The following is a 16,920-nucleotide window of genomic DNA, read 5'->3' on the forward strand; positions in this document are numbered from 1 at the left end:
TAGCATCCTCCCAATGTAAAATTTACTTGACTGCTTTTCTCAGACTTATCTTATATTTTGTGAAGATCAATTATAGTTTATTCTTATATTCAAAACTATTAAAAGCCACAAATACTAAGAAATAATTCTTTATCTCATTATACAATATATCACTGTGCAATACTATAATTAGGAGCTTCTCTAGTCATAGATATATCATGAGGATGACTTTCTCTCAGTCCTGCAGAAGACTGAACTACAAAAGTAGCTTTCTCATATAAGTCCTTTAAGGTAGGTGCACCTAATAATCCCATACCTGAACGTATTCCTCCTAAAAGCTGAAATATAGTATCTGCTAAAGGTCCTTTGTAAGGTACCCTGCCTTCAACACCTTCTGGAACCAATTTTTTGTTTCCTTCCTGGAAATATCTGTCTTTACTTCCACAAGCCATGGCAGCCAAAGATCCCATTCCTCTATATACCTTATAACTTCTTCCTTTATATATCTCTGTTTCACCTGGTGCTTCCTCACAACCTGCAAACATAGATCCCATCATAACTACCTTTGCTCCTGCTGCCAATGCTTTTACTATATCTCCTGAATATTTTATTCCTCCATCTGCAATAATTGGAACACCATACTTATCAGCTTCTTCTACACAATCCATTACTGCAGTAAGCTGTGGTACTCCTACTCCCGATATTATTCTCGTGGTACATATAGAGCCAGGTCCTATTCCTACTTTAACTGCATCTGCACCCGCTTTAATTAAATCTCTAGTAGCCTCTGCAGTTGCAACATTTCCTGCAATAATCTGTATATCAGGATATTTTTCTTTTATAAATTTAACTCCATCCAGCACCCCCTGTGAATGTCCATGGGATGTATCTACAGTTATTACATCCACTCCTACCTTAACTAGAGCATTTACCCTATCCATCATATCCTTGGTTACCCCCACTGCAGCACCACATAAAAGTCTTCCTTTTACATCCTTTGCTCCGTTAGGAAATTTTTTTACTTTTTCTATATCCTTTATAGTTATAAGCCCTCTTAAATTATTGTTACCATCCACTAATGGAAGCTTTTCTATTTTATGAGTCTTTAATATTTCCTTTGCTTCTTCAATAGTAGTATTTTCTGGAGCTGTTATAAGATTTTTACAGGTCATAACTTCTGATATCTTCCTATCATAATCTGTTTCAAAGATTATATCTCTGTTTGTAATTATACCTACCAGTTTGTAGTCTACAGTAATTGGAATTCCTGATATTCTGTACTTACTCATAAGTGCCAGTGCATCATTTATACTATTATCCGGTGACAAATAAAAAGGATCTGTAATTACACCATTTTCCTGCCTTTTTACCTTGTCCACTTCCATAGCCTGATGTTCTATAGACATATTCTTATGTATTATTCCAAGGCCACCTTCCCTTGCCATAGCAATAGCCATTTTTGAATCTGTAACTGTATCCATACTAGCGCTAATAAGAGGTATATTCAACTTTATACTTTTAGTTAAATTAGTATTTAATAGAACTTCTCCCGGTAAAACTTCGGATTTATTCGGTACCAAAAGCACATCATCAAAAGTATATGCTTCTTTTAAAATCTTTGCCACTTAAAATCACTCCTATTCTAAATTATTTTATCCAAACGCTGCCATTGCTAATACTCCCATCTTCTTCAAAGTGGAAGATAAGCACTGCTACACGCCTGGATAAGTTCTTCCCCTAAAAAGGATAACGTAATAAAAAAAACATATTAAATTCATTTAAAGAAAATTAATATGACCATACCATAATAATTCCAATAATATTCAGAAATTTATGGTTTCCTACAGACATTTCCCTACCACATTCAGGATATATGAATTGAATAAAGAATTTATTTAATTTTTTACGAATTTTAATATATTTCTCTCTATCTTATTAACTATTTACACTATTTTATTCAATTTTTTAGTTTTTGTCAACGTGAATTTATAATATTCTTGAAATAAAAAATAACTCGATATCTATTAAATACCGAGTTATTTTTTAGTTATATAATTTTTTTAATACATTCCGTCCATTCCGCCCATTCCTGGTGCTCCTGGTAATCCTGCTGCATTATTCTTTTCTGGTATATCCACTACTGCTGCTTCTGTGGTTAAGAATGTAGCTGCAACAGAAGCTGCATTTTGAAGTGCTGATCTTGTTACTTTAGTAGGATCTACAATTCCATTGTCTATCATATTTACATATTTATCAGTCAATACATCATATCCTACGCCTGATTCACTCTTTTTAACTTTTTCAATTATTACAGAACCTTCAACTCCTGCATTAGCTGCTATCTGTCTAACTGGTTCTTCCAATGCCTTTGTTATTATATCTATACCAACTTTTACATCAGCTACATCTGAAGTAAGTTTTGAAACCTCTGGAATTGCATTTACATATGCAGTTCCTCCTCCTGGTCCCATACCCTCTTCAACACCTGCTTTTGTAGCAGCAAGGGCATCTTCTATTCTCATTTTCTTTTCTTTTAATTCAGTTTCTGTTGCTGCTCCAACCTTTATCACAGCTACTCCACCTGAAAGCTTTGCAAGTCTTTCCTGCAATTTTTCCTTGTCAAATTCTGAAGTAGTTTCTTCTATCTGTGCTTTAATTTGAGATACTCTATCTTCTATAGATTTTTTATCTCCTCTTCCATTTACTATAGTAGTATTTTCTTTATCAATTTTTACTGATTCTGCTCTTCCAAGATCTTCTAATGAAACTTCCTTTAAATCTCTTCCTAATTCTTCTGATATTACCTTACCATCAGTGAGTATGGCTATGTCCTGGAGCATTTCCTTTCTTCTGTCACCAAAGCCTGGTGCCTTTACTGCAACACAAGTAAATGTTCCCCTTAATTTATTAACAACTAAAGTTGTAAGTGCTTCTCCTTCAACATCCTCAGCTATTATAAGTAATTTCTTACCCTGTTGTACCATCTTTTCAAGCAATGGAAGTATATCCTGAATAGTAGATATTTTTTTATCTGTAATCAAAATATAAGGATCATCTAATACGGCTTCCATTTTTTCTGTATCAGTTACCATATATGCACTTAAATAGCCTCTGTCAAATTCCATACCTTCAACCACATCTAATTCTGTTCCCATGGTCTTTGATTCTTCAACAGTTATAACTCCTTCGTTTCCAACCTTCTCCATCGCATCAGCTATCAATTTGCCTATTTCTTCATCAGAAGCTGATATAGCTGCAATTCTTGCTATATCTTCCTTACCTTTTACACTTCTTGAAACCTTCTTTATTTCTTCTACAGCCTTATCTACCGCTATTTTTATGCCCTGCCTTATAAGCATAGGATTTGCTCCAGCTGTAACATTTTTTAATCCTTCTCTTATTATAGCCTGAGCAAGTAATGTAGCTGTAGTTGTTCCATCTCCTGCTACATCATTAGTCTTTGTAGCAACTTCCTTTACAAGTTGTGCTCCCATATTTTCATAAGGCTCTTCTAATTCTATTTCCTTTGCTATTGTAACTCCATCATTTGTTATAAGTGGAGAACCAAATTTCTTGTCAAGTACTACATTTCTACCCTTAGGTCCAAGAGTAACTTTTACTGTATTTGCTAATTTATCTACGCCTTCTTGCATTTTTTTTCTAGCATCTTCACTGAATAAAATACTTTTTGCCATAAAAAACCCTCCTTACAACTTCCGTTATCTAAAATACTTATTTGTTTTTAAGATTATACTATAATTTACTATTCAATTATAGCAAGTATATCATCCTGTCTTAAAATAGTGTATTCCACTCCATCCATTTTTATTTCATTTCCAGCATATTTGGAGAACAATACTCTATCTCCTACTTTAACTTCCATTTTAACTTCTTTTCCATCTATCATTCCACCAGGTCCTACTGCCACAATTTCTGCTTCTTGTGGTTTCTCCTTGGCACTTCCCGGCAAAACGATACCACTCTTTGTAGTTTCCTCTGCTTCAATTTTTTTAATTACAACTCTGTCTCCAAGTGGTCTAATTTTCATCTAAACCCCTCCTTAAAAATACTTTGAATTTATTTAAAATTATTTTTAACTTTATTGTTAGCACTCATTAATTATGAGTGCTAATACAATTATTATAATAATGAATAGTATTTATATTTTCAAATTTAAATTTCCCACTTATTCAACTATTTAAGCAAAAAAATATAGGTTATACTCTAAATATATCCCTATTTCACCCTATTACTAATAATTTCATGTAGGTTATGTATTATTAGTATTTTCCAATTTAACTTATATATACATAATCTAACTATTTATATGATTATATATTGAAATTTCAATTGATAATATTTTATATAGGAAAAGAATAGAAAGTGTTATATTGAAATTAATCGCCACTTTGAGATGCTTTGTTTTTAAAAAATTTGATTAATAGTTTTTCTCCCTTAAAAATTCCCACAATAAATAATAATACTACCACTAAAACTATACTTATAATTATTATTTTGTTGCCGGAATATATTTTAGCTCCAAAATAAGCAGACAATACTATAGCTGGTAACCTGCCTAATAAAGAGCAAGCTATAAAGTTTCTAAATTTAATTTTGGATATACCACATATATAAGCTAAAATATCTTTAGGTATTCCTGGAATTAAATATAGTATGAACACTACAAAATTAATACTTCCCAAATCCAATATCTTTTGAAAGAACGTTAAATTTTTATTGGATATTATTCTATTTACAAAGGGCCTTCCATAGTACCTAGACACCCCATAGGCAATTATATTCCCTATAATTATACCTATAATAGACACTATACTTCCTAAAAAAGCTCCATATATATATCCCCCTGCAATCTGAATAATCTCCCCGGGTATAAAAAACACAACTACCTGCAAAACTTGAATTAGTATAAATACCACTACACTATATTTGCCATAGGACATTACTATATCCTTTAATTTAGCAGGCTCTGTAAAAAGGTATATGTATTCATTATAATAAGCATAGGTTAAAATAATAAGTATGGAGAATACAATTAACCCCAATAAACAAGGCTTATAATATTTGAAATTTTTTTCAACATGCTTTAACATATAATCTTATCCTCTTAATCAATTTAGTATTTTAATGAAATCTACACTTAATTTATTGTCCATAACAAAACTCTCAATATATATTTTAACCTAATATAAAATACTTATTTGCGTAATTTTTAAACTAATTAAACTTTTATGTTGTTTTCCCTGGCATAATAAAATAAATATTGCTGGGCAAACCCTGATAATTTACCGAACTTATTTATGCCAAAATCCCTTATCTTCTTCAAAGATACATCTGGTGCCAAATAAAAATGACTCATAGCCCTTTTAACCCACACATCTACAGGAAATGCAGAATACTTTTGCATAGAAAACAACATGATACAGTCTGCCACCTTAGGGCCTATTCCCATAAATTTCTGTAACTCCTTATGACAGATTTCATCCTCCTGCATTTTAATCCAATCAATATCATATGCCTCATTATAACTTTCTATAGATTTTGTACTATTACTACAAATTTTTGATACAGTATCTACAATATATTTTGCCCTGAAACCTGTTCCACAGCCTTCTATTTCCTCTAGTGTAGCTTCTTTCAGTCTATCTAATTTTGGAAATGCATAATAAACTTTATCTTTAAACTTTATAGGTTCACCCCATTTTTCACTTATATTCTCTATAGCTTTCTTTATCATGGGAATTCTGTTATTAGCAGATATTATAAAAGATATAATTAGCTCTAAAGGTTCCTGTTTTAATAACCTAATGCCTCCTCCAAATTCCACAGATTTTTTTAAAACGGGATCCCTACTCAAAATATCCTTTATATACCCATAGTCCCTATACAAGTCAAAATACCCGCACCATATTTCTTTAAAATCTTTTTCACAGGTATTATATATGAAGACATCATTCTCTTTTTTTTCTACTTCTATAACTTTTCCAAAAGCTATTCCTATGTAATTCCTATTTTTTTGTCTGTTCCATCTAAAGCATTGTCCACAATCAAATATATGGGGCAATTCAAAATTCCTCACATTCTTTACTATGATCCCGTTTTGTAAATTTTCTATATAATTAAAATCCATATAATTACTCCCTATAAATTTTTAATATCATTATACACTAACTATCTTATAATTTCATTAAATGATTCTTAAATCGAAATAAATTTTATATAATAATGCAAATATAATCAACATTACCATTCCGTCAAAATGGCAATATAAAAAGCTGCATCAGGTAATAACCCTAATACAGCTTTTATAGAAAAGAAACTATTTCTTGCTTAAATATTCATCTATAGCCTTGGCAGCCTTTTTGCCTGCTCCCATAGCAAGTATAACAGTAGCAGCTCCAGTTACTGAGTCTCCTCCTGCATATACCCCTTCTCTTGTAGTTAATCCAGTTTCTTCCTCTGCTATTAAACATTTACGTTTATTCATTTCAAGCCCTTTTGTTGTAGATGCTATTAATGGATTTGGTGATGTTCCAAGAGACATTATTACTGTGTCTACATCTAACTCAAATTCTGAACCCTTTATTGGAACCGGTCTTCTTCTACCTGATGCATCTGGTTCTCCAAGTTCCATCTTTATACAACGCATACCTTTAACCCAACCCTTATCATCACCTAATATTTCTATAGGGTTAGTTAAAAGATGGAATTGTACTCCTTCTTCTCTAGCATGGTGAACTTCTTCTGCCCTTGCTGGAACTTCCTCTGCTGATCTTCTGTATACTATATATGATTCTGATCCTAATCTAAGTGCTGTTCTAGCTGCGTCCATAGCAACGTTTCCTCCGCCTATTACTGCAACTTTCTTACCAACTTTTATTGGTGTAGCATAATCGTCTTTAAATGCTTTCATAAGATTACTTCTAGTTAAAAATTCATTAGCTGAGAATACACCATTTAAATTTTCTCCTGGTATATTCATAAACATTGGAAGTCCTGCACCGGAACCTATAAATACAGCATCAAAGCCTTCATCTTCTACAAGGGCATCTATAGTAATGGTTCTTCCTATTATTACATCTGTTTCTATTTTAACGCCTAATTTTTTTACATTTTCTACTTCATGTTTTACTACAGTATCCTTTGGAAGTCTGAATTCTGGGATTCCATAAACTAAAACTCCACCTGCTTCATGAAGTGCTTCAAATATAGTAACATCATATCCAAGTTTTGCTAGATCTCCTGCACAGGTAAGTCCTGATGGACCACTTCCTATAACCGCTACTTTCTTACCTTTTGATGGCTCCTTAGCTGAAAGATCTACATTATTTTCCCTGGACCAGTCAGCTACAAATCTCTCAAGTTTTCCTATTGCAATAGCCTCTCCCTTTATTCCAAGCACACATTTTGACTCACATTGACTTTCCTGTGGACATACTCTTCCACAGACTGCAGGAAGTGCACTGGATTTTGCTATAATTTTAGCTGCCGCTTCAAAATCCCTATTTTTAACTTGTTCAATAAACTGTGGTATACTTATTGAAACAGGACATTTTGTAACACACATTGGTTTTTTACAATTTAAACATCTTGACGCTTCCTGTACTGCTTCTTCTTCAGTATACCCAAGACATACTTCATCAAAATTAGTTGCTCTAACTTTTGGATCCTGTTCTGTTATTGGTACTTTTTTCATTCTATCTACAGCCATTATTTGTCACCTCCGCAATTACATCCCTTAGCATGATGAGTGTCTCCTTCTTCTGCTTGAAGAATTTTCTTTCCTTCCTCAGTCTTATACATAGCTTGTCTTCTCATAGCTTCATCAAAGTCAACCAGATGTCCGTCAAATTCCGGTCCGTCTACACATCCAAACTTAACCTCTCCACCTACTGTAACCCTACAAGCTCCACACATACCAGTTCCATCTACCATTATTGGGTTTAGACTTACTATAGTTTTTAAATCATATTCTTTTGTAAGTTTGCATAAAAACTTCATCATAATCATTGGTCCTATAGCAACTACACAATCATACTGTTTTCCTTCTTTGTCGTCTAAAAGTTCTTTAAGTTTGTCTGAAACAAATCCTTTATATCCATAGCTTCCATCATCAGTAGCTATATATAAATTATCTGTAACAGCTTTCATTTCATCCTCTAAAATTAAATGTTCCTTGGATTTGCAGCCTACTATGGCATCAGCTTTTACACCATGCTGACTCAACCATTTAACTTGCGGATACACTGGTGCTGTTCCCACTCCTCCTGCTACAAATATAATGTTCTTTTTCTTAAGTTCTTCTAAGTCTTCATCTACAAATTCTGAGTGCATTCCCAAAGGTCCTACGAAGTCTCTAATACAGTCTCCTTTTTCATATTTTGCCAACTTTTGTGTTGACACACCCATTGTTTGAAATACTATTTTTACTGTTCCTTTTTCTGCATCATAGTCACAAATAGTAAGAGGTATTCTTTCACCCTTATCGTCTATTATAACTATAATGAATTGCCCTGGAAGACAGGACTTAGCCACTCTTGGCGCCTCTATATCCATTGAATATATCTTAGGTGCAAGAGCCTGTTTGTCTACAATTTTATACATTCCATTCACCCCATCTGAAAAAACTAATAACTACTATAAAACGTTTAACTTCAAGACTTAAATCTAATTTTAAACATAAGTCCTTTGTTGTATTATATCATATCATAAAAATAATTTCACTATTATAAAAAACTATATAATTAAAAAAAGATTTTAGACTAATCATTAATTAGCCCAAAATTCTTTTTAATTATTATAATTTAAATATTACCTAAAATACAATTATATCTATCTAAATCATATAATTTTAATAAGTAAAGAATCCCTTTCCAGACTTTCTTCCAAGCCATCCTGCTCTTACATATTTTCTAAGTAATGGATGAGCTCTGTATTTTGAATCTCCTGTTTCATTATAAAGTACATCCATAATAGCAAGACATACATCAAGTCCGATAAGGTCTCCTAATGCCAAAGGACCCATTGGGTGATTAGCACCTAATTTCATAGCTGTATCTATATCTTCTGCTGCAGCTATTCCTTCTGCTAAAATTCCTATTCCTTCATTTATCATTGGAATTAATATTCTATTTACAACAAATCCTGGAGCTTCTGCAACTTCTACAGGAGTTTTTCCTATTTTAACAGAAACTTCTTTTATAATATCAAAGGTTTCTTGTGAAGTAGCCATTCCTCTTATAATCTCAACCAATTTCATAACATTTGCTGGATTAAAGAAATGCATTCCTATAAATTTATCCTGTCTTTTTGTAGCTGTTCCCACTTCAGTTATGGATAATGAAGAAGTATTAGTCGCAAAAATTGTTTCAGGTTTGCATATTTCTTCTAATTTTCCAAAATAATCTTTCTTTATATTCATATCTTCTGATGCTGCTTCAATTATAAGGTCACAATCAGCTAATTTTTCAAGTTCAGTTGTTGTACTTACTCTTCCAACTATTTTATCAGCATCTTCCTGAGACATCTTTCCCTTTGATACTTTTTTGTCATAAGCTTTTTTTACTGCTGCCAAACCTTTTCCAATACTACCTTCAGTTCTTCCACGTATAATTACATCTATACCTGCTTCTGCAAAGGCCTGCACAATTCCACGAGACATAGTTCCACTACCTAAAACTGCTACACTTTTAATACTCATATATGTCACTCCTCCTTAAAAATTTAATATGATTGAACTTTAGTAATGAAATAATTAAAATTAGTATGCTTAAAATATAAGCATTTGTTCATATAGTTTCCTCCGCTGCAATACTTATTTATACTGCAGGGAGGTTCCTAACATATAGAAATACTATTTATAGATTATAAATATTTATATTTATAGAATCAATTAAATATTTAAAGCTTTAACTTGAGCTACAAATTCTGGAACAACCTTATATAAATCTCCTACAATAGCAAGGTCTGCTACTTGCATTATTGGAGCGTTTTCATCTTTATTGATAGCTACGATAAATCCACTATCCTGCATACCTGCTAAATGCTGTATTGCACCTGATATTCCGCATGCAACATAAAGGTTTGGTCTTACTGTTTTACCAGTTTGTCCAACCTGATAACTCTTATCTATCCAACCAGCATCTATAGTTGCACGGGATCCACCTATAGTTCCACCTAATAAATCTGCTAACTCTTTAAGAACTTTAAATCCATCTGGACCTCCAAGTCCTCTTCCACCTGATACAATTACATCTGCTTCTGAAATATCTATAGTATCTTTAGCAGATTTAACTACTTCAACTACCTCAACTCTGATATCACTTTTTGCAACATTTGCAGCTATTTTTTCCACTTTTCCAGCTTTTGAAGCATCTCTTGGAAGTGCATCAAAAACTCCTGGCCTTACTGTTGACATCTGAGGTCTTGTTTTTTCGCAAGCTATAGTTGCCATTAAGTTTCCACCAAAAGCAGGTCTTGTCATCATCAAATTCTTTGTTTTCTCTTCTATATCAAGTCCTGTACAGTCTGCTGTAAGACCTGTACCAACTCTACCTGCAACTCTTGGTCCTAAATCTCTTCCGATAAATGTAGCTCCGATAAGTAATATTTCTGGTTTTCTTTCTGCAATAAGTTCAGTTATTACTTTAGTGTAAGCATCTGTAGTATAATGTTTCAAAAGAGGACTATCTGCATATAAAACATTATCTGCTCCATGTGCAACTAATTCTTTTGCTAAATCATCTACTTCACTACCAAGCAATACAGCAGTTAATTCTACTCCTAAAGTGTCTGCTAATTCTCTTCCTTTTCCAACCAATTGAAGTGCTACTTTTTGTAGTTCTCCATCTCTTTGTTCAGCAAATACCCATACACCTTTGTACTCTGCTAAGTTCATTCTAAACCCCTCCTATATATTAAATGACGTGTTTTTCTCTTAATTTTGAAATTGAATATGTTACTGCTTCTTTTACTGGTTTATTAACAATTTCTCCTGCTCCCTTTGCTTCTTTTGTATGTGATCTTTTAACCTTTGTGCAGGAACCATTAAGTCCGAGCATACTCTTATCTACATCTAAGTCATCAGCACTCCATACTTTAACTTCTTTGTTGAAAACTTCAAATATACCATTCATACTCATATATCTTGGTTCATTTAATTCTTTTATAGCAGTTAACATACATGGAGTTTTAATTTTTGCTACTTCATATCCATCTTCCCAAGCTCTTTGAACTGTTAAAGTTTTTCCATCTCCATCTACATCAACTTTTTCTACATATGTTATCTGAGGTATTCCCAATTTTTCTGCTATTTGAGGTCCAACCTGTGCAGTATCTCCATCTATAGCTTGTCTCCCTGCAAATATTAAATCATATTCTAAATTTTTAAGTGCTCCTGCTAATGCATAGGAAGTAGCTTGAGTATCTGCTCCTGCAAAAGCTCTATCTGAAACCAATATTGCCTCGTCAGCTCCCATAGCTAAAGCTTCTCTAAGTGCATCTTGTGCCTGTGGAGGTCCCATACTTACTACTGTAACTGTGCCTCCTACTTTTTCTTTTAAAGCAATTGATTCTTCAAGGGCATTCTTGTCATCTGGATTTATTATTGATGGAACACCTTCTCTTATCAATGTTCCTGTTTTTGGATCTATTTTAACTTCGTTTGTATCTGGTACCTGCTTTAAGCAAACAACTATCTTCATTATGAACTCCTCCTATTTATTTAAATAAATTTGCTGAAATAACCATCTTTTGTACTTCTGAAGTTCCTTCATATATTTCAGTTATCTTAGCATCTCTCATCATTCTTTCTACTGGATAATCTTTAGTATATCCATATCCACCAAAGAGTTGTACAACTTTTGTTGTAGTTTCCATAGCTACAGTAGCTGCGGCTAATTTAGCTCTTGCAGCATCAACTGAATAAGGAACTCCTTTATCCTTATTTACTGCTGCTTTATAAACAAGGTATTTTGCAGCTTGTATTTTAGTATCTAATTCAGCAACATACCATGATAATCCTTGAAATTTATTGAGGGATTTTCCAAATTGTTTTCTTTCTTTCATGTATGCAATAGCTTCAGCTAAAGCACCTTCTGCTATACCTAATGCCTGAGATGCTATACCAATTCTTCCTCCATCAAGAGTTTTCATTGCTATACCAAAGCCTTTTCCTTCTTTTCCTAACATATTTTCTTTTGGAACTTTACAATTTTCAAATATAAGTTCTGTAGTCGATGAGCCTCTTATTCCCATCTTATCTTCAAGTTTTCCTATGGAGAAACCAGGCATTCCTTTTTCAACTATAAATCCTGTTATTCCATGATTTCCTTTACTTCTATCTGTCATTGCAAATACAACAAAAGTATCTGCTGCTCCACCATTTGTAATGAATATTTTTTGTCCATTTAATATATAATTATCTCCATCTAAAACAGCTGTTGTCTGCTGTCCAGATGCATCAGTACCTGCATTAGGTTCAGTTAAACCAAATGCTCCAAGTTTTTCTCCCTTTGCAAGTGGAATTAAATATTTTTGTTTTTGTTCTTCTGTACCAAATTGATAAATAGGTGTTGCACAAAGTGAAGTATGTGCTGAAACTATAACACCTGTTGTAGCGCATACCTTTGAAAGACCTTCTACAGTTAAGATGTAGGATAAAGTGTCTCCACCTGTTCCACCATATTCAACTGGAAATGGTATACCCAACATTCCATATCTAGCCATTTTATCTACTGTTTCTTGAGGAAACCTTTCTGTTTCATCTACTTCAGCAGCTAGAGGTTTAACTTCATTTTCTGCAAATTCACTTACCATTTGTTCTACAAATTGTTGTTCCCTTGTTAACGTAAAATCCATTTATTTTTACCTCCTAAATAGTTTTCATACTAAATATAGCATATAGCTTTTATTTGTTATTCTTATAATCTTTATTTGTAAACCTTTAAGCGAAATAAAGATCATAATTTTATTGAAAATGAGTTGTCATTACAACTTAAACTTTGTATTTAAGCCGTTTATCTGATTCACAGTAAAATTACTTATTTTTAAAAGCCTTGTCTCTCTTTTCTACAAATGCTGTCATTCCTTCTTCTTGATCCTCTGTAGCAAAACATTCCCCAAATACTTCTGCTTCATACGCTACAGCTGTATCTATGTCGCACTGAAGTCCTTGATTTATAGCAGCTTTACACAATTTAACAGCTATAGGTGCATTAGCAGCTATAGTATTTGCTATATTTTTAACTTCCTCTAGTAATTTATCTGGTTCAACTACTTTATTTACTAATCCTATTCTTAGAGCTTCTTCTGCATTTATTATTTGAGCGGTATATATAAGTTCTTTGGCCATGCCTGCACCTACTGTCCTTGGAAGCCTTTGAGTACCTCCAAAACCTGGAGTAATCCCAAGACCAACCTCTGGTTGGCCAAATTTAGCCTTTGATGAAGCTATCCTTATATCACAAGATAAAGACAATTCACAGCCACCGCCCAGTGCAAATCCATTCACAGCTGCTATAACTGGCTTATCTAATTTTTCTAGTTTTCTAAATACTTTATTACCAAGCACTCCAAATTTTCTTCCTTCAACTGTATTTAAGTCTTTCATTTCAGTTATATCTGCTCCTGCTACAAAAGCCTTGCCTGCACCTGTAAGTATCACAGCGTATACATTTTCATCTTCAGCAATATTATCTATTGCTGCATCTATTTCTTTTAAAGTGTCCGAATTCAATGCATTCATTGCCTTAGGCCTATTTATTGTCAGCAGAGCTACATTTCCATCCTTTTCAAGAATGATATTTTTAAATTCCATATTACTCCTCCCTCCTAAACCTCTTAAAAGTAACATTAACAAAGTATTGTTAATAATATCACAAATACACTTAAAAATAATTGAAGTTTTCACTTCACTTATTATTATATACCTTAACCTTATATATTTCAATATAAATTAATATAAAATATTAAATAAATTTTATCTAATATTTCATTTTAAAATCGACCATAGAAATATACAGCTATAAGGATTATTCTATATCGTTCAGAAGACAGCTTAGAGTCAATAAACTATCACTTAAATGAACATTTTCTACCTTCACATCCTCTGGTACAATAAGATCTACTGGGGCAAAATTCCATATACCTTTTACTCCATTTTTAACTAAAATATTACAAACCTTCTGGCCATTATTACTAGGAACACATATTATGCCTATATCTATACCATTTTCTCTTAGATAATCACCCAGATAATCTATATCTCTTATTTCAATATCCCTAATACTGATACCTATGAGTTTGGGATTTATGTCAAATATAGCCCTCAATTCAAAGCCTAATTTTTCAAAACCGATATAATTAGATATAGCTTGCCCTATATTCCCTGCACCTATTATGACCGTTTTATATACCTTTGTAAGTCCAAGTATATTGCACATCTGACTGTACAATTCACTTACATTGTACCCATATCCTTGTTGACCGAAATCTCCGAAACAGTTTAAATCCTGCCTTATTTGTGAAGCTGTAAATCCTATCTTTTCACTTAACTCCTTTGAAGATATTCTATCTACATCATTTCTCATTAGATTGCCTAAATACCTGTGATATTTAGGCAGCCTCTTTATAACAGACATTGATATACCTTTTTTCTTATCCATACCGCACCTCATATCCATAACTATATGTTTTAATTACATACTAAAATTTACATATCAAAATAATTATACTAACTATAAGTTTATAATTCAATTCTATTGCTATATAGTATTATCTCAATTATAACATATGTTAATCTCCTATTTTTTATTATTTTATATTTTTTATTAAGGTTTTTCAATATTTATATTATATCTATTATATCAATGATTTCTATTATATCAATAAATACTCTCTATATTTAAAATAAAATCTACAAAAAAGTCATTTTACATAGTAAAATATTAAATTGAGGAAGGTGTTATTACTATGATTATTTTAAGCTGTAAAAATATTCATAAGAGTTATGGAACAGATGTCATATTAGAAAATGTAACTTTCAATATAAATGAAGGAGATCGTGTAGCACTAATAGGTCCAAATGGAGCAGGAAAATCTACTCTGTTTGAAATCTTAACTAATAAGCTAACTCCAGATGGTGGAGATATGTTTATAGATAAAACTAAAACAATAGGATATCTAACTCAGCATTTATCATTAGACTCTTCAAATACCATATATGACGAAATGCTAACTGTATTCCAAGACATAACTGACTTAGAGAATAAATTAAACAAATTAGAAATTTTAATGAATCAACCTTATAATTCCGAGGATGAAAACTATAGAAACAAATTGATTAATGACTACACTACCTATTCAGAACTTTACAAGAATAGAGAGGGGTATACATACAAAGCAGAAATAAATAAAATTTTAACAGGCTTAGGATTCTCTATGGATGAATTCTACAGTTCTATAAAGATACTAAGTGGAGGTAAGAAAACAAGAGTTGCCCTTTGTAAGTTACTTTTGACAAAACCAGATATACTTTTACTGGACGAACCCACAAATCACCTGGATCTTGAAGCTATAGAATGGCTTGAAGACTATCTAAAATCCTACAAGGGCACTATAATTATAATATCCCATGATAGATATTTTTTAGATACTATAACACAGTCAACTATGGAACTTATAAATGGTCACATAAATTTTTACAATGGGAATTATACAACCTCTTTAAAACTTAAAGAAAAGAACTATGAAATTCAATTAAAAGCATATAACATACAACAGATGGAAATAAAAAAGCAGGAAGAAATTATAGAAAAATATAGATCCTTCAATAGAGAAAAAAGCATAAGGGCAGCAGAAAGCCGTCAAAAAATGCTGGATAGAATGGATAGACTTCCTCCTCCTGATAAAGATGTAAAAATAAAAAATATAATATTCAAGACTCAAATAAATAGTGGTAACGATGTACTATATGTAGAAAACCTAAGCAAAAAATTTAATGAAAAGCTATTATTTGAGAATTTAAATTTTCAAGTAAAAAAAGGTGATAAAACAGCCATTGTAGGCAAAAATGGCTGTGGTAAGACCACTCTCTTTAAAATAATTATGGGAGAAATAAAGTCTAATTCTGGGATTTGCAAACTTGGTAAAAACACTATAATAGGGTATTATGATCAGGAACAATCCGATTTGGATCCTGAAAAAACTATTATAGATGAAATATGGGATAAATTCCCAAAATTTACTACTACTGAAATCAGGAATGCATTAGCCAGTTTCCTATTTACAGGAGAAGATGTATTTAAAAAAATTTCTTCTTTAAGTGGCGGTGAAAAATGTAGGATAAATCTATTAAAACTAATGCTGTCTAAATCTAATTTTTTACTTCTGGATGAGCCTACAAATCACTTAGATATAGCTTCTCGTGAAGCCTTAGAGGAAGCTTTATTGGACTATGATGGTACTGTACTTGTAATATCTCATGACAGATATTTTTTAAATAAATCAATAAATAGAATATATGAATTAAATAAAAATGAAATAAAAGAATATGTAGGTAATTATACCTATTACACAGAAAAGAAAAAAAACCCCCTGAGATTCCAAGAAGAAATAAGTATCTCAAAAACAAAGACTCAAATCAAATATGATAAGAAAAGAAAAAAAGATGAGGAAAAAGAACAACGTAAAAAAAACCTTCTCATAAAAACTACAGAAGAACAAATATCAAAATTGGAAGATTATATATTAGAACTACAACAAAAACTATGTCTGGAAGAAGTTTATTCAGACCCTGATAAGAGCAGTAAAATACATACGGAAATTTTAACTGTACAAAATAAACTGGATGATTTATATGACACTTGGGAAGAAATGTTTTAGAATAAATATAGAGAGCCTTAGAACTGTATTCTAAGGCTCTCT

14 protein-coding genes are annotated in these 16,920 nt (G+C 32.1%); 1 reads left to right on the forward strand and 13 read right to left on the reverse strand.

Features of this window, described 5'->3' with window-relative positions; translation table 11 throughout:
* Positions 1-149 precede the first annotated feature (149 nt).
* The 13 genes from guaB to V7Q02_RS07275 all read right to left on the reverse strand — a co-directional run bounded on the left by guaB (position 150) and on the right by V7Q02_RS07275 (position 14,660).
* Entirely contained in the window at positions 150-1,604 is a 1,455-nt protein-coding gene (gene guaB, locus V7Q02_RS07215; protein ID WP_333860329.1) for an IMP dehydrogenase, read from the reverse strand.
* 435 nt (positions 1,605-2,039) lie between these two features.
* Entirely contained in the window at positions 2,040-3,674 is a 1,635-nt protein-coding gene (gene groL / locus V7Q02_RS07220; protein WP_333860330.1) for a chaperonin GroEL, read from the reverse strand.
* Between the two features lie 68 nt (positions 3,675-3,742).
* The gene (gene groES, locus V7Q02_RS07225) at positions 3,743-4,027 is read right to left on the reverse strand and encodes a co-chaperone GroES (RefSeq protein ID WP_333860331.1); all 285 of its coding nucleotides are present in this window, start codon (positions 4,025-4,027) and stop codon (positions 3,743-3,745) included.
* Positions 4,028-4,376: 349 nt separating this feature from the next.
* Positions 4,377-5,090 carry a TVP38/TMEM64 family protein gene (locus tag V7Q02_RS07230; protein WP_333860332.1) on the reverse strand — a complete coding sequence of 238 codons (714 nt, stop codon included), beginning with the start codon at positions 5,088-5,090 and terminating at the stop codon, positions 4,377-4,379.
* A gap of 128 nt (positions 5,091-5,218) precedes the next feature.
* Entirely contained in the window at positions 5,219-6,127 is a 909-nt protein-coding gene (locus V7Q02_RS07235; RefSeq protein WP_333860333.1) for a DNA-3-methyladenine glycosylase family protein, read from the reverse strand.
* A 189-nt stretch (positions 6,128-6,316) separates the two neighbouring features.
* Positions 6,317-7,708 (reverse strand): NADPH-dependent glutamate synthase, encoded by a 1,392-nt coding sequence (gene gltA, locus V7Q02_RS07240; RefSeq protein ID WP_333860334.1) that lies wholly within the window; start codon positions 7,706-7,708, stop codon positions 6,317-6,319.
* Positions 7,708-8,601, reverse strand: a complete 894-nt coding sequence (locus V7Q02_RS07245) for a sulfide/dihydroorotate dehydrogenase-like FAD/NAD-binding protein (RefSeq protein WP_333860335.1) — start codon at positions 8,599-8,601, stop codon at positions 7,708-7,710. The genes gltA and V7Q02_RS07245 overlap by 1 nt, the downstream gene beginning before the upstream one ends.
* 247 nt (positions 8,602-8,848) lie before the next feature.
* Positions 8,849-9,691 (reverse strand): 3-hydroxybutyryl-CoA dehydrogenase, encoded by an 843-nt coding sequence (locus V7Q02_RS07250; protein ID WP_333860374.1) that lies wholly within the window; start codon positions 9,689-9,691, stop codon positions 8,849-8,851.
* A 198-nt stretch (positions 9,692-9,889) separates the two neighbouring features.
* Positions 9,890-10,894 carry an electron transfer flavoprotein subunit alpha/FixB family protein gene (locus V7Q02_RS07255; RefSeq protein ID WP_333860336.1) on the reverse strand — a complete coding sequence of 335 codons (1,005 nt, stop codon included), beginning with the start codon at positions 10,892-10,894 and terminating at the stop codon, positions 9,890-9,892.
* Between the two features lie 19 nt (positions 10,895-10,913).
* A complete protein-coding gene (locus V7Q02_RS07260) occupies positions 10,914-11,699 on the reverse strand; it encodes an electron transfer flavoprotein subunit beta/FixA family protein (RefSeq protein WP_333860337.1) in 786 nt (261 codons plus the stop codon).
* Between the two features lie 16 nt (positions 11,700-11,715).
* A complete protein-coding gene (locus V7Q02_RS07265) occupies positions 11,716-12,855 on the reverse strand; it encodes an acyl-CoA dehydrogenase (RefSeq protein ID WP_333860338.1) in 1,140 nt (379 codons plus the stop codon).
* 178 nt (positions 12,856-13,033) lie between these two features.
* Positions 13,034-13,813 (reverse strand): short-chain-enoyl-CoA hydratase, encoded by a 780-nt coding sequence (locus V7Q02_RS07270; protein WP_333860339.1) that lies wholly within the window; start codon positions 13,811-13,813, stop codon positions 13,034-13,036.
* 214 nt (positions 13,814-14,027) lie between these two features.
* Entirely contained in the window at positions 14,028-14,660 is a 633-nt protein-coding gene (locus tag V7Q02_RS07275) for a redox-sensing transcriptional repressor Rex (RefSeq protein WP_333860340.1), read from the reverse strand.
* A gap of 307 nt (positions 14,661-14,967) precedes the next feature.
* Between V7Q02_RS07275 and V7Q02_RS07280 the strand changes: the two genes are divergently transcribed.
* The gene (locus V7Q02_RS07280) at positions 14,968-16,878 is read left to right on the forward strand and encodes an ABC-F family ATP-binding cassette domain-containing protein (RefSeq protein ID WP_333860341.1); all 1,911 of its coding nucleotides are present in this window, start codon (positions 14,968-14,970) and stop codon (positions 16,876-16,878) included.
* Positions 16,879-16,920 lie beyond the last annotated feature (42 nt).

It is taken from the genome of Clostridium sp. (genome assembly GCF_036781005.1).
In the GTDB taxonomy this organism is placed as follows: domain Bacteria; phylum Bacillota; class Clostridia; order Clostridiales; family Clostridiaceae; genus Clostridium_B.

What these genes read in the sequence shown, in the direction of transcription:
- groES (WP_333860331.1), bottom strand. Translation starts at nt 4,027, where the DNA reads ATGAAAATTAGACCACTTGGAGACAGAGTTGTAATTAAAAAAATTGAA.
- V7Q02_RS07270 (WP_333860339.1), bottom strand. Translation starts at nt 13,813, where the DNA reads ATGGAATTTAAAAATATCATTCTTGAAAAGGATGGAAATGTAGCTCTG.
- V7Q02_RS07275 (WP_333860340.1), bottom strand. Translation starts at nt 14,660, where the DNA reads ATGGATAAGAAAAAAGGTATATCAATGTCTGTTATAAAGAGGCTGCCT.
- V7Q02_RS07255 (WP_333860336.1), bottom strand. Translation starts at nt 10,894, where the DNA reads ATGAACTTAGCAGAGTACAAAGGTGTATGGGTATTTGCTGAACAAAGA.
- V7Q02_RS07280 (WP_333860341.1), top strand. Translation starts at nt 14,968, where the DNA reads ATGATTATTTTAAGCTGTAAAAATATTCATAAGAGTTATGGAACAGAT.
- V7Q02_RS07265 (WP_333860338.1), bottom strand. Translation starts at nt 12,855, where the DNA reads ATGGATTTTACGTTAACAAGGGAACAACAATTTGTAGAACAAATGGTA.
- V7Q02_RS07230 (WP_333860332.1), bottom strand. Translation starts at nt 5,090, where the DNA reads ATGTTAAAGCATGTTGAAAAAAATTTCAAATATTATAAGCCTTGTTTA.
- V7Q02_RS07245 (WP_333860335.1), bottom strand. Translation starts at nt 8,601, where the DNA reads ATGTATAAAATTGTAGACAAACAGGCTCTTGCACCTAAGATATATTCA.
- V7Q02_RS07260 (WP_333860337.1), bottom strand. Translation starts at nt 11,699, where the DNA reads ATGAAGATAGTTGTTTGCTTAAAGCAGGTACCAGATACAAACGAAGTT.
- V7Q02_RS07235 (WP_333860333.1), bottom strand. Translation starts at nt 6,127, where the DNA reads ATGGATTTTAATTATATAGAAAATTTACAAAACGGGATCATAGTAAAG.
- gltA (WP_333860334.1), bottom strand. Translation starts at nt 7,708, where the DNA reads ATGGCTGTAGATAGAATGAAAAAAGTACCAATAACAGAACAGGATCCA.
- groL (WP_333860330.1), bottom strand. Translation starts at nt 3,674, where the DNA reads ATGGCAAAAAGTATTTTATTCAGTGAAGATGCTAGAAAAAAAATGCAA.